General features: G+C 73.8%; 19 protein-coding genes. 14 read left to right on the top strand and 5 right to left on the bottom strand.

Annotated elements, in window-relative coordinates; translation table 11 throughout:
* Window positions 1–2: 2 nt before the first annotated feature.
* The 4 genes from ABGB17_RS04650 (at window position 3) to ABGB17_RS04635 (ending at window position 3,523) form a co-directional block, all read left to right on the top strand.
* The gene (locus tag ABGB17_RS04650) at window positions 3–401 is read left to right on the top strand and encodes a 6-carboxytetrahydropterin synthase (RefSeq protein WP_347626485.1); all 399 of its coding nucleotides are present in this window, start codon (window positions 3–5) and stop codon (window positions 399–401) included.
* Window positions 398–1,471 (top strand): glycosyltransferase family 4 protein, encoded by a 1,074-nt coding sequence (locus ABGB17_RS04645; RefSeq protein WP_347626484.1) that lies wholly within the window; start codon window positions 398–400, stop codon window positions 1,469–1,471. Before ABGB17_RS04650 ends, ABGB17_RS04645 begins: the two co-directional genes overlap by 4 nt.
* 166 nt (window positions 1,472–1,637) lie before the next feature.
* Complete coding sequence (locus ABGB17_RS04640; RefSeq protein WP_347626483.1) at window positions 1,638–2,453, top strand: class I SAM-dependent methyltransferase; 816 nt, start codon at window positions 1,638–1,640, stop codon at window positions 2,451–2,453.
* Complete coding sequence (locus tag ABGB17_RS04635; RefSeq protein WP_347626482.1) at window positions 2,450–3,523, top strand: lysylphosphatidylglycerol synthase transmembrane domain-containing protein; 1,074 nt, start codon at window positions 2,450–2,452, stop codon at window positions 3,521–3,523. Before ABGB17_RS04640 ends, ABGB17_RS04635 begins: the two co-directional genes overlap by 4 nt.
* Here the strand turns inward: ABGB17_RS04635 and ABGB17_RS04630 are convergent.
* On the bottom strand, window positions 3,499–4,227 hold the full coding sequence (locus ABGB17_RS04630; protein ID WP_347626481.1) for a creatininase family protein: 729 nt from the start codon (window positions 4,225–4,227) through the stop codon (window positions 3,499–3,501). The genes ABGB17_RS04635 and ABGB17_RS04630 overlap by 25 nt on opposite strands.
* Before the next feature lie 101 nt (window positions 4,228–4,328).
* Here ABGB17_RS04630 and ribA point away from each other — a divergent pair, with 101 nt between their 5' ends.
* Both ribA and ABGB17_RS04620 read left to right on the top strand, forming a co-directional pair.
* Complete coding sequence (gene ribA / locus ABGB17_RS04625) at window positions 4,329–4,994, top strand: GTP cyclohydrolase II (RefSeq protein ID WP_347626700.1); 666 nt, start codon at window positions 4,329–4,331, stop codon at window positions 4,992–4,994.
* A complete protein-coding gene (locus tag ABGB17_RS04620; RefSeq protein WP_347626480.1) occupies window positions 4,987–5,784 on the top strand; it encodes an inositol monophosphatase family protein in 798 nt (265 codons plus the stop codon). Before ribA ends, ABGB17_RS04620 begins: the two co-directional genes overlap by 8 nt.
* Here the strand turns inward: ABGB17_RS04620 and ABGB17_RS04615 are convergent.
* The 3 genes from ABGB17_RS04615 to ABGB17_RS04605 all read right to left on the bottom strand — a co-directional run bounded on the left by ABGB17_RS04615 (window position 5,781) and on the right by ABGB17_RS04605 (window position 10,668).
* Complete coding sequence (locus ABGB17_RS04615) at window positions 5,781–8,468, bottom strand: AAA family ATPase (RefSeq protein WP_347626479.1); 2,688 nt, start codon at window positions 8,466–8,468, stop codon at window positions 5,781–5,783. The genes ABGB17_RS04620 and ABGB17_RS04615 overlap by 4 nt on opposite strands.
* A gap of 226 nt (window positions 8,469–8,694) precedes the next feature.
* Entirely contained in the window at window positions 8,695–9,135 is a 441-nt protein-coding gene (locus ABGB17_RS04610) for a hypothetical protein (RefSeq protein WP_347626477.1), read from the bottom strand.
* A 123-nt stretch (window positions 9,136–9,258) separates the two neighbouring features.
* Window positions 9,259–10,668 carry a S8/S53 family peptidase gene (locus ABGB17_RS04605; protein WP_347626475.1) on the bottom strand — a complete coding sequence of 470 codons (1,410 nt, stop codon included), beginning with the start codon at window positions 10,666–10,668 and terminating at the stop codon, window positions 9,259–9,261.
* Window positions 10,669–10,793: 125 nt separating this feature from the next.
* Between ABGB17_RS04605 and ABGB17_RS04600 the strand changes: the two genes are divergently transcribed.
* The 3 genes from ABGB17_RS04600 to ABGB17_RS04590 are packed head-to-tail and all read left to right on the top strand — an operon-like array spanning window position 10,794 to window position 14,638.
* On the top strand, window positions 10,794–13,376 hold the full coding sequence (locus ABGB17_RS04600) for a CHAT domain-containing protein (RefSeq protein ID WP_347626474.1): 2,583 nt from the start codon (window positions 10,794–10,796) through the stop codon (window positions 13,374–13,376).
* 51 nt (window positions 13,377–13,427) lie between these two features.
* Window positions 13,428–14,096, top strand: a complete 669-nt coding sequence (locus tag ABGB17_RS04595; protein ID WP_347626473.1) for a sigma-70 family RNA polymerase sigma factor — start codon at window positions 13,428–13,430, stop codon at window positions 14,094–14,096.
* Complete coding sequence (locus ABGB17_RS04590; RefSeq protein WP_347626472.1) at window positions 14,093–14,638, top strand: hypothetical protein; 546 nt, start codon at window positions 14,093–14,095, stop codon at window positions 14,636–14,638. The genes ABGB17_RS04595 and ABGB17_RS04590 overlap by 4 nt, the downstream gene beginning before the upstream one ends.
* 11 nt (window positions 14,639–14,649) lie before the next feature.
* Here the strand turns inward: ABGB17_RS04590 and ABGB17_RS04585 are convergent, their stop codons facing one another.
* The gene (locus ABGB17_RS04585; RefSeq protein ID WP_347626471.1) at window positions 14,650–15,387 is read right to left on the bottom strand and encodes a hypothetical protein; all 738 of its coding nucleotides are present in this window, start codon (window positions 15,385–15,387) and stop codon (window positions 14,650–14,652) included.
* A gap of 144 nt (window positions 15,388–15,531) precedes the next feature.
* Between ABGB17_RS04585 and ABGB17_RS04580 the strand changes: the two genes are divergently transcribed.
* The 5 genes from ABGB17_RS04580 to ABGB17_RS04560 all read left to right on the top strand — a co-directional run bounded on the left by ABGB17_RS04580 (window position 15,532) and on the right by ABGB17_RS04560 (window position 18,206).
* Window positions 15,532–15,894, top strand: coding sequence for a VOC family protein (locus ABGB17_RS04580; RefSeq protein ID WP_347626469.1), 363 nt, complete (start codon window positions 15,532–15,534; stop codon window positions 15,892–15,894).
* A gap of 67 nt (window positions 15,895–15,961) precedes the next feature.
* Complete coding sequence (locus tag ABGB17_RS04575; RefSeq protein ID WP_347626468.1) at window positions 15,962–16,378, top strand: CBS domain-containing protein; 417 nt, start codon at window positions 15,962–15,964, stop codon at window positions 16,376–16,378.
* Between the two features lie 92 nt (window positions 16,379–16,470).
* On the top strand, window positions 16,471–17,013 hold the full coding sequence (locus ABGB17_RS04570) for an isochorismatase family cysteine hydrolase (protein ID WP_347626467.1): 543 nt from the start codon (window positions 16,471–16,473) through the stop codon (window positions 17,011–17,013).
* 83 nt (window positions 17,014–17,096) lie between these two features.
* Complete coding sequence (locus ABGB17_RS04565) at window positions 17,097–17,534, top strand: DUF4383 domain-containing protein (RefSeq protein WP_347626466.1); 438 nt, start codon at window positions 17,097–17,099, stop codon at window positions 17,532–17,534.
* A gap of 87 nt (window positions 17,535–17,621) precedes the next feature.
* Window positions 17,622–18,206 (top strand): GNAT family N-acetyltransferase, encoded by a 585-nt coding sequence (locus ABGB17_RS04560; RefSeq protein ID WP_347626465.1) that lies wholly within the window; start codon window positions 17,622–17,624, stop codon window positions 18,204–18,206.
* The last annotated feature ends 4 nt before the right edge of the window (window positions 18,207–18,210 follow it).

The raw sequence follows: 18,210 nt of genomic DNA, 5'->3' as shown, positions 1-18,210 counted from the left end.
ATTTGTTCGGCATCACCGTCCGCGATCACCTGATGGTGGCGCACAGCTTCCGCGGCGAAGTGTTCGGCCCCGCGCAGCGCCTGCACGGCGCGACGTTCGTCGTGGACGCCACGTTCCGCCGCCCCGAGCTGGACTCCGACGGCATCGTGGTCGACATCGGGCTGGCCACCCGGGAGTTGTCGACCGTCCTCGCCGCCCTGAACTACCGCAACCTGGACGACGAGCCGGACTTCGCGGGTGTCAACACCACCACCGAGTTCCTCGCCAAGGTCATCGCCGACCGTCTCGCCGCCCGTGTCGAGGCCGGCGACCTCGGTGAGCAGGCCCGCGGCCTGACCGGCCTCACGGTCACCCTGCACGAGTCGCACGTCGCCTGGGCGAGCTACGAGCGCGACCTGTGACGGCCGCCGCGGCGGTGCACGTCGTGCTGCCCGGCGACGTGGACGACACGCGGGTGCCGAGCGGAGGCAACCACTACGACAGGCGCGTCTGCCAGGGGCTCGGCGCTCTCGGCTGGACGGTACGGGAGATCCCGCTGCCCGGCGCCTGGCCGCTGCCCGGTGACCGGGAGGGGCTGGCGCGGGCGCTCGGCACGATCCCGGACGGCGGGGTGGTGCTGCTGGACGGGCTGATCGCGTGCGCGATGCCGCAGGTGGTGGCGCCTGAGGCGAAGCGGCTGCGGGTGGCCGTGCTGGTGCACCTGCCGCTGGCCGACGAGACCGGCCTGCCGCCCGAGGTGGCCGCCGCGCTGGACGCCGCGGAACGTGAGACCCTGCGCGCCGCCGCCGTGGTGATCGCCACCAGCGCGCACGCGGCCCGTGACCTGGCCGGACGGCACGGCCTTCCCGAGGTGCGCGCCGTCCCGCCGGGTGTCGATCCGGCGCCGGCCGCCCCCGGCACCGACGGCGTGTCCCGGCTGCTGTGCGTCGCCGCGGTGACCCCGCGCAAGGGCCACGACGTGCTGGTCCGGGCGCTCGGCACTCTCACGGACCTGCCCTGGACGTGTGAGTGTGTGGGGCCCCTCGACCGCGACCCCGGTCACGTCGCGAGCCTGCGCGGCCTGATCGCCGGGTTCGGGCTGACCGGCCGGGTCGTGCTCATCGGCCCGCGCACCGGCGCCGGTCTGGACGCCCGGTACGCCGCCGCCGACCTGCTGGTCCTGCCGTCCCGCCAGGAGACCTACGGCATGGTCGTCACCGAGGCCCTCGCCCGCGGCGTACCCGTGCTGACCACCACCGCGGGCGCACTGCCCGGCACCCTCGGCCGCGCACCCGGCGGCGGGACGCCCGGCCTGCTGGTCCCCCCGGAGGACCCGGTCGCGCTGGCCGGCGCGCTGCGCGACTGGCTGGGGGACCCCGACCTGCGCCGACGACTCCGGACATCGGCCGAAGAAAGGCGTGTCATGTTGAGCACGTGGGAGAGCACCTCCCGACTCCTCGCGGACGTTCTGCACGGGCTGGTACGGCGATGACCGGGGTCCGCGCACCGCGATCGCGACGGTCAGGTAGGGCCGTGGCCGGGGTCCGCGCACCGCGATCGCGACGGTCAGGTAGGGCCGTGGCCGGGGTCCGCGCACCGCGATCGCGACGGTCAGGTAGGGCCGTGGCCGGGGTCCGCGCACGCAGGCCGGTGCGGCGATGACCGCCGCCGCGGCCGAGACCCGCTACCCGCCCGAATGGCTGGCCCTGCGTGAGCCCGCCGACGCCGCCGCGCGTGCCGAGGACCTGCTGCCCCCGCTGCTCGCCGCCCTGCCCGAGGGCCCGCTGGTCGTCCGCGACCTCGGCTGCGGCACCGGCGCCATGGGCCGCTGGTTGTCCCCCCGCCTTCCCGCCCATCAGCACTGGGTGCTGCACGACCGTGACCCGCACCTGCTCACCCTTGCCACAGTGAGCCTGAGAGGGACCGGCGTCACCGTGACCCCCGAGCACGGCGACCTCACCGACCTGCGGGCGCACGACCTGGCCGGCACGTCCCTGGTCACCGGGTCCGCGCTGCTCGACCTGCTCACCGCCGAAGAGGTGGACGGCCTCGCCGCCGCCTGCGCCGGCGCGGGGTGCGCCGCGCTGCTGACCATCTCGGTGGCGGGACGTGTGGAGCTGGAGCCGCACGATCCCCTCGACCGGCACGTCATGGCCGCGTTCAACGCCCACCAGCGCCGCCGCGCCGGGGGCCGCCGCCTGCTCGGCCCGGACGCGGCCGCCGCGGCGGGACGAGCCTTCACCGTGCGCGGCGCCACCGTGCTCACCCGCCCGAGCCCGTGGCGGCTCGGCCCGGACCAGCGGGGACTGACCGCCGAGTGGCTGCGCGGCTGGGTCGCCGCCGCCGTCGAGCAGGACCCGGACCTCGCCCCGCACGCCGGCGACTACCTGCGCCGCAGACTCGCCACACCGGACGGCCCGCGCGTCACCGTCCACCACGTCGACCTGCTCGCACTCCCGGAGGCGCGCCCATGACCCGGCTCGCGGTCCTGCACAGGTGGGAGACCCCGACGGTTCCGGCGGTTCCGCCGGCCCCGGCGGCTTCGGTGGCCCCGGTGCTCCCGGCGGCCCCGGCGGTACGGACCACGGGGGCATGGCGGCGGGCCTGGCCCCTGCTGCGCCCGTGGGTGCGGGTCGCCGCGGGCGCCGCGATCCTCGGGGTGCTCGTGGCGCGCCTCGGCACCGGGGCGTTCGTGAACGCGTTCGCCGTGGTCGGCGCCCCGCAGGTGCTCGCCGCCCTCGGCATCGGCCTGCTGACCACCGTGCTCAGCGTCTGGCGCTGGTCCCTGGTGGCCCGGAGGCTCGGCCTCGCGCTGCCCCTGCCGACGGCCTTCGCGGACTACTACCGTGCCCTGTTCCTCAACGCGGTGCTGCCCGCGGGCGTGCTCGGCGACGCGCACCGCGCGGTCAAGCACGGCAGGACGGCGGGTGACGTCGGCCGCGCCGTGCGCGCGGTGGTGCTGGAACGTACCGGCGGCCAGGTGGTGCTCATCGCGGCGGGGTTCGTCATGCTGGCGGCCGAGCCGTCGCTGGCCGCCGCCGTGCTGAGCGGTCTGGCGCCCGGCGCCGCGCTCGTCGCCGCCGCCCTGGCGGTGGCCGTCGCCGCGGTCGCGCTCGCCGCCCACGCCGGTGGCCGTGCCGCCCGCGCGCTCGCCGCGTCCCTGGCCGACGTGCGCCGCGGCCTGCTCGCCCGCGACGCCTGGCCGGGCGTGCTCGCCCTGTCGGCGGCGGCGCTGGCCGGCCACCTCACGCTGTTCCTCGTCGCCGTGCGGGCCGCGGGCTCGGCCGCGCCGGTCGGTGAGTTGCTGCCGTTGATGCTGCTCGCGCTGCTCGTGATGGCCCTGCCGGTGAACGTCGGCGGCTGGGGCCCGCGCGAGGCGTTCTCCGCGGTGGCGTTCGGCGCGGTGGGCCTCGGCGCGCAGCAGGGCCTCACCGCCGCCGTGGTGTACGGCCTGCTCACCCTGATCGCGAGCCTGCCCGGCGCCGCGGTGCTGGTCCTGCGCCGTGGCACCGGTGGTGGTCAGGCGTCGAGGACGGCGAGGTGATTCTTGAAGGACTCCACCAGCGACGCGAGCACGTCCTTGCCCTTGTGCGCCGTGGCCAGTGACGGCCGCCCGATGACGCCGGACCCGGTGTACGCGGCCATGCCGAGGGTGAGCAGGTGACGCCGGTCGTCGGCTACGTGGTCGGCCGTCTCCTGGCCCGGCCGCACCAGCCCGGGGTGCGCGTGCAGCAGCAGGGACGTCTCCAGCTCGCCCGCGTGCATGTCGGTCCACGACGAGGTCTCCAGCCCGGCCGCGGCCCGCGCGGTGTCCCAGTCGGCGGGCCCGGGGAACAGCCCCATGCGCCGTCCCCGCCCGGCGGCCTCCTGGACGGCGTTGCCGAGCACATAGTTCCCACCGTGCCCATTGATGAGGAACAGGCGGTTAATTCCGGATCTGGCGAGAGAGTCCGCAATGTCATGAATAACGGCGTAAAGTGTCGTGGCAGAAATGCTGACCGTCCCCGGCCAGGCGTCGTGCTCGTGCTCGTGCGAACACGAGATGGTCACGGGCGGCAGCGGACGCAGCACCGGATACGCGGCGGCGAGCGCACCGGCGATCGTGCACGCGATCACGGTGTCGGTCGCCAAGGGGAGGAAGGGCCCGTGCTGCTCGAAGCTGCCGATCGGCAGCAGCGCCACGCGGGCGCCCCTCTCCCGCTCGTCGGCGGTCGTGGTCGGTGGCAGCGGATAGGCGGAGTCGTTCATAGTGCGCCAGCCTGCGGCGTCGCGCCCGAACGCGCAAATTCGGAAGCCGCAGGGAAGTGGGCGTGGACGTGAGAAGACGCGGTGGCGAGCACCTGGCGGACATGACGGGCGACAGCGGGAACGGGGCGGCGGGGGAGGGGCACGGTCTCGCCCCGGAGGACGTCGCGGAGGCCGACCTGGTGACCCGCCGCGGCACGTTCCGCACCGTCGCCTTCCGCGCGGACGGCAACGAACACCTCGCCCTCGTCCACGGCGACATCTCCCGGCGGCGCGACGTGCTGGTGCGTGTGCACTCCGAGTGCGTGACCGGCGACATCTTCGCCGCGATGCGCTGCGAGTGCGGCGACCAGCTCGACGCCGCGCTCACCGCCATCGTCCGCGAGGGCGCCGGGGTGCTCGTGTACCTGCGCGGGCACGAGGGCCGGGGCATCGGCCTGGTCGCCAAGGTGCGCACCCACGTGCTGCAGGACGACCACGGGCTCGACACCGTGGACTCGGCCACCGTGCTCGGCTTCCCGGTGGACGACCGCGACTTCGGCCCGGCGGCCCTGGTGCTGAAGTACCTCGGCGTCGCGTCGGTCCGCCTGATGTCCAACAACGCGGACAAGATCCGTTCCCTGGAGGCGCACGGCGTCGAGGTGAGCTCCCGGGTGCCGCTCCTGGTGCAGGCCACCGACCACAACATCCGCTACCTGACCGCCAAGCGCGACCGCCTCGGCCACGACCTGCCGCACCTTCCCGCCTCCCTGGGCACCGCCGGTGGCTGAGACGTACGCGGACCTGCTCCCGGTCGCGCGGGAGGCCGTGGCGATCGCCCGCCGCATCATCAGGAGCCGCGTGCCGGACACGGTCGTGGCCAAGGGCGACCGCGACATGGTGACCGACGTGGACCTGCGGGTCGAGGAGGCCGTGCGGGACTTCCTGGCCAGGGAGACCCCGGACGTCGGCATCCTCGGGGAGGAGCAGGGCCGCACCGGCGCCGGCGCGTTGTGGTGGGCACTCGACCCGGTGGACGGCACCGCCAACCTCGCCCACGGCAGCCCGCTGTGCGGGGTGTCCCTCGCCCTGGTGGACGGCGACCAGGGGGTGCTCGCCGCCCTCGACCTGCCGTTCCTCGGCACGTCGTACAGCGCGGCGGCCGGCTGCGGCGCCTACGCGGGGGAGGAGCGCATCGGCGTCTCCGGCGTCACGGAGCTGGCGGACGCCATGATCTCCGTCGGCGACTTCGCCGTCGGCCCCGGCGCCGAGCCCAACAACCGCCTGCGCCTCGCCCTGCTGGCCCGGCTCGGCGCCCGCGCCCAGCGGGTCCGCATGTTCGGCAGCGCCGCCATCGACCTGTCCTGGGTCGCGCACGGCAGACTGGAGGCGACCGTCATCCTCTCCAACCTGCCGTGGGACACCATGGCCGGCGCCCTGCTGGTCCGCGAGGCCGGCGGTGTCGTCCTCGACCTCGACGGCACCACGCACACCACCGCCTCCGCCGCCACCGTCGCCGTATGCCCCGGCCTGCGCGAGACACTCATGGACGTGCTGCGCGAGGCCGGGACGGCGGTCTAACGCTCCTCCCGCAGGCGGGCGGCGAGGGCCGTCCGTGAGGAGACGCCGAGCTTGGCGTAGATGTGGCCGAGGTGGTACTCGATGGTCTTCACGCTGAGCACCATCGTGCGGGCGATCTGCTTGTTCGCCATGCCGGCGAGCACGTACTGCGTGACGGTGCGCTCCTGGGGGGTGAGCGCGGCGCCGGGCCCCGGGGCGGGCGCGGGCGAGGGACGGCCGCACGCGGCGAGTTCCCGGTCGCAGCGTTCCAGGAACGGTGTGGCGCCGAGACGTTCCAGCGTGCCCCGCGCGGACGTCAGGTGGGCCGCCGCCTCGTTCCTGCCGTGTGTGCGACGCAGGAACTCCCCGTAGGACAGCTCGATCAAGGCCCGCTCGAACGGCATCGCGGTGCGGCCGGCGTGTTCCATCGCCTGCTCGAACGACGCGGCGGCGTCACCGGTGCGGCCCTGTGCGGCGAACCACCCGCCGCGTGCCCGGGCGGCACCCGCCAGCGCCGACGGCAGATCGCGTCCCCTGCCCACCTTCTCGTACGCGATCAGCACCGCGTCCGCCTCGTCGTACCGCCCGAGCGTGGTGAGGGCGTCGGCGAGCAGGCCGTGCCACGGGATCACGCCGGAGTCCATGAGTCCCGAGGCCGCGCCCGTCTCGGCGAGCGGGGCCAGCGCGGCGACCACCGCCTCGGGGTCGCCCGCCACCGTGGCGATCCAGCCCTCCGCGTGCGCGACGTACCCGGCACCCGCCGCCGTCAGGGGATGCCGCCGCGCCGGCTCCACCTCGGCCCGCGCCCGGCCGAGGTCTCCCCGCGCGGCGTACGGCAGCGCCTGCGTCGCGTGGACGTACGGCGTGAGCCAGACCTGCTCGCAGTCCTCCTCCACCGACAACACGGTGGCGCCGAGGGCGAGCGCCTCGTCCCAGCGGCCGAGACGCTGCTCGGTCATCGACAGCAGCGCCGTGGCGAGCAGCCGGTGCGGCACCGAGAGCCTGCGCGGCGCGGCGACCGTGCCGGCGAGGTCGCGCCGGGCGCCTGCGAGGTCGTCGCTCCACAGCCGCAGCGCGCCCCGGCCCGTCAGGGTGTCCAGCTCGCCGATGCCCGCCACGGCCGGGTCCGGCAGGTCCCCGGTCATCTCCCGCGCGCGTTCCGTGCGGCCCGCCAGGAACAGGCCCACCAGGTGGTGATAGCGCAGCAGGTCGGCGCCCGGCTGGTGCCCGGCGAGCCGCAGGGCGCGCTCGGACCAGCGCAGGCTCTCCTCGCCCTGGTCCTCGATGAGGTGCAGCAGCGCGAGGTGCTGCGCGGTGCGCCCGGCCAGCGTGCCGTCCCGCTCGGGGTCGCGGTGCCGCCACGCCTCCTCGAGCAGCCGCAGTGCGCCTTCGGTGTCCCCGGTGGCGTGGGCGAGCGCCCCCATGGCGAACGCCCGGGTGGCGGGGTCGCCGTACGCGCGGGGCGCGACGGCGGCGGCCCGCACGGTGCGCCCGGCCTGGAGCAGCGCGTGCACGGCCTCGGCGGCGAGACGCGACCGGTCCCGTTCGCCGGCCGCGAAGTCCGCGGCGTGGCCGAAGTACTCGGCGGCGTCCTCCCACGCGCCGTCGGCAGCCTGGTCGCGGGCGAAGCGCGCGAGGTCGGCGCCGAGCTCGGCGGCCGGGCCGGTGGCGGCCCGCAAGCGGTGCTGCAGCCGCCGCGCCGGGTCCGCGGTCAGCGTCGCCGCCAGCCCGTGCGCCCGCGCCCGGTCCCGGGGGCCGAGTGACTGGTACACCGAGGCCCGCACCAGCGGGTGCGGGAAGGCGACCCGTGCCTCGCCCCCCGCGTACCGGCAGGTCAGCAGGTGGCGGGTGACGGCGTCCTCCACGGCGTCCAGCGGGTCGGGCAGCCCGGCGAGCCGCGCGGCGTGCCGCAGTGGGCACGACTCACCGAGCACGCTCGCCGCGCGCACCAGCCGCCCGGCGTCCGGCGTGGCGGCGGCGAGCGCGGCCAGCACCTCACGGGCGTACCCGCCGGGCGGCGGCAGGTCCGCAACCGGGTCGGCGAGCACGTCGGCGGGGGTCTGCCGCAGCGTGGCGGTGGCGTACAGCGGGTTGCCCCCCGTCTGCAGGCGCAACCGGGCCAGTGCCGCGGCGTCCAGGTGGCCGTGCCCGAGCAGACCGGCAAGCACGCCGAGCTCCCGCGCCGTCAGCCCCGCCGGTCTGAGCTGCAGCGATGCCTCACGCGAGCACAGCCGCCGCAGCCCCTCGGGCAGGTCGGCCGCCTCGGGCACGATGACGACCGCGAGGATGCGGTCGGCGCGCAGGCGCCGCAGCGCGAAGGTCAAGGTCTGCGTGGACGAGGCGTCGGCCCACTGCGCGTCGTCCACGAGCACGGCCACCGGCCCGCGTTCCTGCGCCTCCCCGAGCGCGCCGAGCAGCGCCGCGCCCACCGCGAGCGGCCCCGCGCCGGTGGGGAGTGGCGTGTCCACGAGCTGCGACACGATGCCGTAGGGAAGTTCCTTCTCCATCTCCTCGCCGCCGGCACGCAGCGCGAGGAAGTCGGCGGCGCCTTCGAGCGCCTTCCGTACCAGAGCAGTCTTGCCGATGCCGGGCCGGCCCTCCACCAGCACCAGCCGGGGACGGCCTGCGCGCACCAGGTCCATCTCCCCCGTGAGGGCGGCGAGTTCAGGGCCGCGCCCCACGAATACCTGGGTCGTGATGTTCACACTCGATTACGAGGGGGCCAGGGCGCGTCCTGATACATCCCCGCGGGATTCATTCGGAGAAAGGACGGCCGCGGAGCCCGCGATCCGCGGTGAGCCTGTCCGCCGGACAGGACGCCGACCGGCTCCTGTGTCCGCGATCCGCGGGACGGGGGTCCGCCGCGGCGCCGGGAAGGAGAAGAGACGGGAGGCTGTGCGGGCCTCCCGTCTTCCTGGACGCGTGGTCACGTCACGGCTGGATGCCGAGCAGGCCACAGTTGACGCTCCCGCCCATGCCTCCCGGTGTGCCCGCGGCGTTCAGGTAGCTCAGCGACGCGATGATCTGGTACGAGCTGCCGCCCGGGCCGGCGGTCAGGCCGGCGGGGAAGTCGATGGTGGCGTCGTAGGCGCCGGTGGCCGGCGTGAGGGCCACCTGGAGCGGCTGCGCCGGCACGAAACCGTCGTTCAGCGTGCCGATCTCGTCGAACAACACCCGTAGCAGCCACTGCCCGGCGATCATGGGCACCGCGCTGCCGAGGAGCTCCCAGCGGTATTTCACGCCGAAGGCCTGGCCCGCCTTGATGATGTCCTGCGGCGGGTTGCCGTTGACGTCCACCACCTCGGCCTGGATGAGCCCGGACAGCGTGGTGGCGGCGAAGCCCGGTGGGATCTGGAAACTTCCGACTGCCATGACGTTCTCCTCTGTGTCGCGATCCAATGCCTCGAAGCTAGCCAGGCAGGTCGCCACCCCGGACCGGGGACGACCCCGGGGAAACCCCGGGGCCGCCACGTGAGACGCCCGGGCGTGGGCGGGTCAGGGAGAGCCCGCGGCAGGCCACCCGGGCGGGAGCAGCACGGGATCGCCTGTGGCGGTACGCCAGCCGGGGGCAGCGGCCTTGGCGAGGAGTTCGCCGGCGGCTTTGAGGGAGGACATGCCGGGGGTGCGGGACATCACCCCCGCGATGAGGCCTGCCACGATCGGGGTGGCGAAGCAGGTGCCGCTCCAGCGGGCCATGCCGTCGAAAGTGATGGAGGAGTACTGGGGCGGGGCGTCGACGCAGGTGCAGCCGGCGTAGGAGGGGACCGGGGGGCGCAGGTAGAGGCACTGGTCGCTGTGCGGCTCGTTGTACTGGTACTCGCCCCAGGCGAAGGCGTTCACGAGCCATTCCCCCGGGGCGAAAACCGTCACCCAGTCCCCGTAATTCGAGAAACATGCGCGTTCCTGCCGTCCGACCGCGTATCTTCGCAGCGCGCCCACCGATATCACTTGCGGATAATCAGCGGCATACGCGGCAGGCCAGAAGAGGTTGGTGCTGCCGTTGTTCCCCGCCGCGGCCACAACCACGGTATTGGGGTGTTTTTCTACTTCAATGATGAATCGTCCTAGTCCTTTGGGAGGCAGCGAGTATCGTGTCGTGGCGCCCGCGGAGACGTTGATGATGTCAGGCCACCCGCCGTTGTGCGCGGATGCCCACCCGCGGGCTCCCTTGAGCAACCGTGGCCCGAGCCGGTGCTCCTTGATCGCCCCCGCGCGGTTCAGTGCGTTGGACATCCCGAACGCGACCTGCGGCGCCACGCAACGCAGCACCCCCGCGATGAAGGTGCCGTGCCCCTCGTAATCCTGGATGCCCGGCTGGGGGGCGTCGATCGCCAGCCACGGATCCGGGCCGCCCTTCAGCCAGGGGTGCTCGCGGGCGTAGTGGTCCACCAGTCCGGTGTCGATGATCAGCACGCTCACGCCGTCGCCCGCGCGCCGGTCGCAGTTCCACTCCGGCAGCGGGTCCGGGCACCCGCAAACGACCTGGGGCTCGCCGGAGGGACACGCGGCGACCGGGGCGATCGAGAAGATGTGGTTCGGGGTCGCGACCCCGACGCCCAGCATGGCGTCCAGCCGCTTCAGCAGGTACAGCACATCGCCCTGGACGCGCACCCGCACGACGTCGCTGCGCTCCTCGGCCTCGTCGTCCTCCTCCGGCGGGACGACCTCGATCACGCGCTCCCGCCGGGACACGCCGTCGGATTCGTAGATCTCTCCCAGCGCCTCCTGGACCCGCCGCAGGTCGTCGCGCCGGGTGAGCAGATGCCCCGGCTCGTAGAGGAAGGACGGCCCGCCGGACCGGTCCACCGCGACGCCGACGCCGTCCTCCCCGAACGCCTCCCGGATCGAATTGAGCTGCGCCCAGAATCGTGCGTCAGAAAGATCCTCCGCCGCCGGGTGTGTCATGTGCGCCTCGCTCCGTGGGAAGGGGGCCGGGAAATTGTATGGACGCCCGGAATTTACAGTCATACCATGGCGTGGTGTCGGGGACAAATATAAATATTAGTGGGAGCGGTGGGACTGCGGGAGAATTGCTGGCACTCGCTTATTCTCGTCCGCAGGAGGCGCTGTCGGCCGCCCGATCGCTCCTCGCCACCCTTCCCGGCGCTTATGACGCGTCCATCGCGCACCAGTCCATCGGCATCGTGCTTCGCGAGTTCGGCGATTTGCGCGCGGCGATCAAAGAAATCCGACGCGCTTTAAGGCTGGCCCGCGCGTCGGGCTGCCGGGACCGGGAGGCCGACGTGCTCGCCACGCTCGGCGTCGCGCTCACCGCGCTCGGCGACACCTCCGGGGGCCTGGCCGCGCTCGACGCGGCCGTCGTCACCGGCGGCGGCGTCACGGCCGCGCGCGCCCTTTACCGCCGGGGCTACGTGTTGCGTGTGCTCGGACGGCACCATGAGGCGCTGGCCGACCTCAGCCGTGCCGCGGTCGCCCTGGAGGCGGCGGGGGACGGGCTGTGGACGGCCAGGGCGCTCACGGCCCGCGCGCTGATCCACCTCGCGCTCGGCGCCACCGGCCGCGCCGACGCCGACCTGCTGGCCGCCGACAGCCTGTTCGCCGCCACCGGGCAGGAACTGGAGGCGGCATTCGGCGTGCACAACCGGGGGCTGGTGGCGTTCCGCGCGGGGGACCTGCCCTCGGCGCTTGACCACCTGGACGCGGCCGGGCGCCGCTACCAGGCACTGGACGCCCCGATGCCGGACCTCGCCATCGACCGGTGCGCCGTCCTGCTGGCCGCGGGACTGGCCAGGGAGGCGGCCGAGTCCGCCGCCGAGGCCGTACGCCTGCTTGACCGCGGGAAGGGCCAGGCCACCAAACGCGCCGAGCTGCATCTCGCCGCCGCCCGCGCCGCGCTCGCCGCCGGGGACCCCGCCGCGGCGCTCCACCACACCACCGTCGCCGGCCGCCTGTTCACCCGCCAGCAACGCGAATGGTGGGCGCTGCACGCACGCCTGCTCGCCCGCCAGGCCGGCTTCGCGGCGGCGGACGGCGTCAGTGGCCGGACGGTGCGGGAGACGGCCGCGCTCGGTGAGCGGCTGGCCGCCGCCGGGTCGCCGGACGCGGTGCAGGCGTACCTGCTGGCAGGGCGCATGGCGCTCGCGCTCGGACGGCAGGACGAGGCGGACCGGTACCTGGCGACGGCCGCCAGGAGCCGGGCCGCCGGGCCGCCGCTGGCGCGAGCGGGCGGCTGGCTGGCCGAGGCGCTGCGGGCCGGGGGCGGCACCCGCCGGACACTGGCCGCGTGCCGCCGCGGGCTGGACCTGCTCGACGCGCACCGCCTCACCTTCGGCTCGGTCGAGCTGCGCGCGGGCGCCACCCTGCACGGCACCGAGCTGGCCGCCATCGCGCTGCGGGCGGCGGCGCGCTCCGGCCGTCCCCGCGCTTTGCTCGCCTGGAGCGAACGCTGGCGTGCCACCGCGCTCAGCACCCCCGCCGCGCGTCCCCCCGACGACCCCGAGCTGCGCGCCGACCTCGCGGCCTTCCGTGAGGTCGCGTGCCTGGTGGACGCCGCGCGGGCCGGTGGCGCGGCGGCGGCCGTGCTGGAACGGGAGCGGCGGCGCCTGCAGGAACGCATCCGCGCCCGCCTGCTGCGCCTGCGCGGCGACGCGCGCGACGGCCCGCGCCGCCTCGACCCCGGCGCTCTGCTGCGCGCCCTCGGCCCGGCGAGCCTCGTCGAGCTGGCCGAGATCGACGGCGTCCTGCACGTGCTGGTGTGCGGCGGCGGGCGGGTGCGCCACACCGTGGCGGGCGCCCTCGCCGAGGCGTGCCAGGAGCTCAGGTTCGCCCGCCTCGGCCTCACCCGCCTGGCGTACGACCGCGCCTCCCGCACCCGGCCCCACGAACTGCGCCTGCTCGACGGCGCCGCGAGCCGGTTGCAGGGTCTGCTGCTCGGCGGGGCCGTACGCCACCTCGGCGACGGGCCCGTGGTACTCGTGCCGCCGAGCAGCCTCGACGGCGTGCCGTGGGCCATGCTCCCCGCCCTGCGGGACCGCGTGGTCAGCGTCGCCCCCTCGGCGCCGGCGTGGATGCGGGCCCGGGGCACGCCGCCGCCCGCCAACCGGGACGTGGTGCTGGTGCGCGGCCCCGGCCTGTCCACCGGCGGGGCCGAGGTGGACCGCCTCGCCGCGGCGTACGGCCACGCGACCGTGCTCGGCGACGGCAAGGCCACCTCGGCGCTGGTGCTGCGGGCCATCGAAGGCACCTGGCTCACCCACATCGCCGCGCACGGGGACTTCCGCGCCGACAGCCCGCTGTTCTCGTCCCTGCGGCTGGACGACGGCCCGCTCATCGCGCACGACCTGGAACGCCTCGGCCAGGCCCCCTACCGGCTGGTGCTGCCCTGCTGCGACTCCGGCCGCCTCGCCCGCGCCGGCGCCGACGAGCTGCTCGGCCTGACCGCCGCGCTGCTGCCCCTCGGCACCGCCGGCATCATCTCCCCGGTGGTGCCGGTGAACGACGCGGCCACCGTGCCGCTGATGATCGCCCTGCACGACGCCCTGCGCGAGGGCCTGTCCATGCCCGAGGCCCTGCACGACGCCCGGCGGCGGACGTCCGGCGGGCCGCTGGAGAACGTCACCGCCTGGTCGTTCGCCGCGCTCGGCGCCGGGTGAGGTATCCCAGGGCCGTGGGCGGCCTCTTTCTCCATGACGAAGGAGCCGGCCGTGACGATCGTGGACACCGGGGCGGGCGTGACCCGTCCGTTATGCGGCAGGCGTATCGGTAGGGTGATGGACGGGACGCCCACCATGCCGGCCGACCGTGGCGCCGAGCGCCGCGTCCGCCTCGCGGACCTGCTCACCCAGGCGCGCGACGGGCACCGTGACGCCCTCGACCACATCGTCAGCGAGCTGACCCCGGTGTTGTGGCACACCGTCCGCGCGCAGGGCCTCGGGTACCAGGCGGCGCAGGACGCCGTGCAGCTCACCTGGCTCGCCCTGGTCCGCCACCTGCACACCATCAGGACCCCGGCCGCGCTCCTCGAATGGCTCGTCACCACCGCCCGCCGCGAGGCCTGGCACCTGCGCACCGCGGCCCGCGAAGCCGAACTGATGGGCGACACCGTCCTCGACGACATCCCCGACCCCGCCGACCCCCCCGACCACCGCCTCCTGCAGGATGAACGCGCACGCCTCCTGTGGTCCGCCGTCGCCCGCCTCCCCGCCCACTGCCGCGACCTCCTGCGCATCGTCGCCTTCGTCCACCGCCCCGACTACGACGCCGTCTCCGCCGCCCTGGGCATGCCGAGAGGCAGCATCGGCCCCACCCGAGGCCGCTGCCTGGCCAAACTCCGCACCCTCCTGGCCGAGGACCCCGGCTGGAGCCCGTCATGACCGACCCCCCCGGCGACACCGAGGACCCCCGCGACCTCCCCGGCACCGCCTCACCCGAGGACACCCCCGTCTTCCTCGAAAACGCCCCCCTCGACCTGGACGACGTCCTCCTGCTGGACGAGCTCCGCCGCCTCTACACCGCCGCCGACCCCGTGCCGCCCGGCCTCGCCGGCCTCAGCCGCTTCGCCGTCGACCCGCGCCCCGCCCACGCCGAACTCCTGCGCCCCCGTGAGGAACCCGCGCTCCCCGCCGCCGTGCGAGGAAGCGCCGACCTGCGCACCGTCACCTTCGAGACCGGGACCTTCACCGTCGTCCTCACCATCGCCGCCCTCGACGTCACCACCGCACGCCTGGACGGCTGGCTCGCCCCCGCGACCCCCCTCCGCCTGACCCTCCGCACCCCGCGGGACACCTTGACCACCGCTACCGACCCCCACGGCAGGTTCCTCTTCGAACACGCCCCCCGCGGCCCGGCCCAGCTCACCGTCCACGCCCCCGGCGAGGAGACCCCTGTGGCGGTGAGCCCGGCCCTCGTGCTGTGAGCCCCCGGCCCTCAGAGCAGCAACTTGGGAAGTTCGTCGCTCATGAAGCTGAGCCGCACGGCGGGGACGTTCTCCGGCTCGTCGATGAAGGCGGAGAAGTCGAAGTCCCAGAAGGGGTTGGCCGACGTGTCAACGGGGGTGATGTCCTTGACGGCGTTGGTGCCGGGGACGGTCCGCTGCTGGCGGGCGTACCAGATGTCGACGAAGAAGCAGTCCGGGCCGTGGCTCTTGGCGACCTTGACGTCGCCCGGGGCGCGGTTGACCATCACGTACGCGTGCCCCTCGCCACCTTTCCTGTCGACGAGGTTGACCAGCTCCACCTTGACGCCGGGGCCGAGGAGGTCGGGCTGGTCGGCGAGCATCCCGATGACACAGCAGGCGAAAAGGGTGCAGTTGCCGCTCGGCAGGTTCTTGTACTGCCGGCAACCTGCTCTGACGTACTTCTTCCTGAGAGCCGCCTTGGCCTCGGCGAAGTTCGCCTCGGTCAGCGGGCCGTCCAGACCGGCTTCCGCGCCGTAGTGGGACCGGAGCACGGGCTTGATCGACGCGAACGTGTCGCTGTCGTGGATGATGTCAGGGACGAGCCCGCGCACCGCGTTGGCCTGGAGCTCCGCCGTCGTGACCCCTGTCTCCATCACGTGGTCCCAGGGGTTCCACACCTTGGCCGTCACCATGCTCGTTTTCCCGACCGCCGCCGTCACGGCCGCCATCCGCTGCTGCTTCGCGGTGCCTATCGTCTGTTCGCTCATGAACGTCTCCCACTCTTTCCGCATGGAATCTCGATGGTTTCCGTGGACCGCTCCATCGGGCAACGAAGTGGCCTTTTGTGGCCATATCCATCTCGTGGGTAAACCTGACGGTGGCTGACAGGTACACCGGCCAGGATGGCTTCCATGACGACGAAAGCAACCCTCGTGGGGGTCACCCTCGACTGCGCCGACCCCAAGGCGCTGGCCGGCTTCTACGCCGCGATCACCGGTTTAGAGACCCAGTACGCCGACGAGAACTACGCCTACATCGGCGACGGCACGCAGGCCATCGGCTTCCAGCGGGTGGACGACCGCAAGCCCGCCACCTGGCCGGGCCCGGACAAGCAGTTCCATCTGGACTTTCGCGTCCCGGACGTCGAGCAGGCCGTCCGCGACTGCATCGATCTCGGCGCCACCCAACCGGAGTTCCAGCCGGGCGACGGCGCCTGGGTCGTCCTCGCCGACCCCGAGGGCCACCTCTTCTGTGTCTGTCCTCCACGGACGTGACCGGGGTGTTTCGGCCATGGGGGTAGGGGAAGCCGGGTGGTGTCCGCATCCCAGAGAAAGGAACGGCATGCCGACCGCACGTGAGATCATGACCCCCAACGCCGAGTGTGTGAACGCCGACGAGAGCATCCTGGACGCCGCGGAGAAGATGCGGCGGCTGGACGTCGGCTCGCTGCCCATCTGCGGCACCGACGACCGCCTGAAGGGCATGCTCACCGACCGCGACATCGTGGTGAAGGTCCTGGCGGCAGGCAAGGAGCCGAAGGCCACCCGCGCGGGCGACTTCGCCCAGGGCGAGGCGGTGACCATCGGGGCCGACGACGACGCCGCCGAGATCCTCCGCACCATGGCCTCCCACCAGGTTCGCAGGCTGCCCGTCATCGACGGCCACAGGCTCGTCGGCATCGTCGCCCTGGCCGACGTCGCCCGCGCCCTGCCCGACCGTCCGGTCGGAGACCTGGTGGACGCCCTCACCGGCGACTGACCCGGTGCCCGCGTTTCCGGCCGGGGCAGGCGGCCGGAGACCGGGCGGGGACGGGGGGTGGGATGCCGAGGTCATGGGGGAAGGGGAACGGCATGGGGGCGACCGCGCTGATCGTGGTGGACATGCTCAACCCGTACGATCACGAGGACGTGGACCTGCTCGTGAAGAGCGCCGAGCGGGTGGTGCCGCCGCTGGCGCGGCTGGTGGGGCGGGCGCACGCACGCGAGGACATCGAGCTGATCTACGTGAACGACAACCACGGGGACTTCACGGCGTCCCGCGAGGAGATCACGCAGCGGGCCCGCGCGGGGAAACGGCCCGACCTGGTGGAACCGCTGCTCCCGCCGCGCGACCGCCCGTTCCTGCCGAAGGTGCGGCACAGCGCCTTCTTCGGGACCTCGCTGGAGTACCTGCTGCACCACCGCGAGGTCGAGACCGTCATCCTGGCCGGGCAGGTCACCGAGCAGTGCGTCCTGTACACCGCCCTCGACGCCTACGTGCGGCACTACTCGATCAAGATTCCCCGCGACTGTGTGGCGCACATCCAGCCCGACCTCGCCGACGCGGCGCTGCGGATGATGGAGCGCAACATGCGTGCCGTCATCACCGTTTCCGGAGAGTGCCTGGACGGGTGACCTCACAAGGCGCTTAATCGGAGGGTGAGACCGTTCGCGCCGTGGGTAGCGGCGGGTCCTCAACACTCCGGCTAGGAGGCGTCATGGTCACCAGGCAACCCAGCGCTTTCACCCGCACGACGATGCAGCGGGCCTCGCTCATCGTGGGGGTGGTGTTCGTCGTGGTCGGCATCCTGGGCTTCGTCCCGGGGGTCACCACCAACTTCGGGGAACTCCAGGCCGCCGGCCACCAGTCGGACGCCATGCTTCTCGGCGTGTTCGAGGTCTCGGTCCTCCACAACATCGTCCACCTGCTGTTCGGCGCCGCCGGCGTCCTCCTCGCCCGCACCTGGTCCGGCGCCCGCAACTTCCTCATCGGCGGCGGCGCCATCTACCTCCTGCTGTGGCTGTACGGCATGCTCATCACCCACGACAGCCCGGCCAACTTCGTCCCGCTGAACGCCGCCGACAACTGGGCCCACCTCGTCCTCGGCCTCGGCATGGCGGCCCTCGGCCTCCTCCTCGGCCGCCGTCGCGCCTGACCCGCTTCCCGGCCCGGTGCGGCGGAACGCCGCACCGGGCCGGAAATCGTTTGCCGTCCTCCCGCGCTCGGTGATCCGATACGCGACGTGACCGTCCACCTGGAAACCCCGCGCCTGGCCCTGCGCCGTCTCACCGAGTCCGACGCCGACGCCCTCGCCGCCCTGCACGGCGACCCTCGCGTGATGCGGTACATCGACGACGGCCGCCCGGTGCCCCGAGAGGTGGTGCTGTCCGAGACCCTGCCCGCCCTGCTGCGCGAATACCGCGAGCACCCTGCCGGACTCGGTTGCCTGGCCGTCGTGGAGAAGACGACCGGCGATTTCCTCGGCTGGGTCTCCCTGCGTCCCGCCACAAGCCGCGGCCTGCGCGGCGGCACCGAATTGGGCTTCCGTTTCCGCCTCGCCACATGGGGCCGGGGTTTCGCCACCGAGGCCGCGCGCACTTTGGTCGGTGAGGCTTTCACCCGCCTGGGCGCCGACCGTGTCGTGGCCACCACCATGACGGTCAACCACGCCTCCCGCCGCGTGCTGGAGAAGAGCGGCCTGTCACTGGTGCGCACCTTCTTCGAGGAATGGCCGGAGTACATCGAGGGCGCCGAACACGGCGACGTGGAATACGCGGTCACGCGCGATGAGTGGCGGCAACGGGAAGCGCTGCCGTCGTCCCCGTAGGCGG

The organism is Sphaerisporangium sp. B11E5 (assembly GCF_039871875.1).
Lineage (GTDB): Bacteria > Actinomycetota > Actinomycetes > Streptosporangiales > Streptosporangiaceae > Sphaerisporangium.
This window is presented reverse-complemented; position numbering and strand designations above follow the sequence as displayed.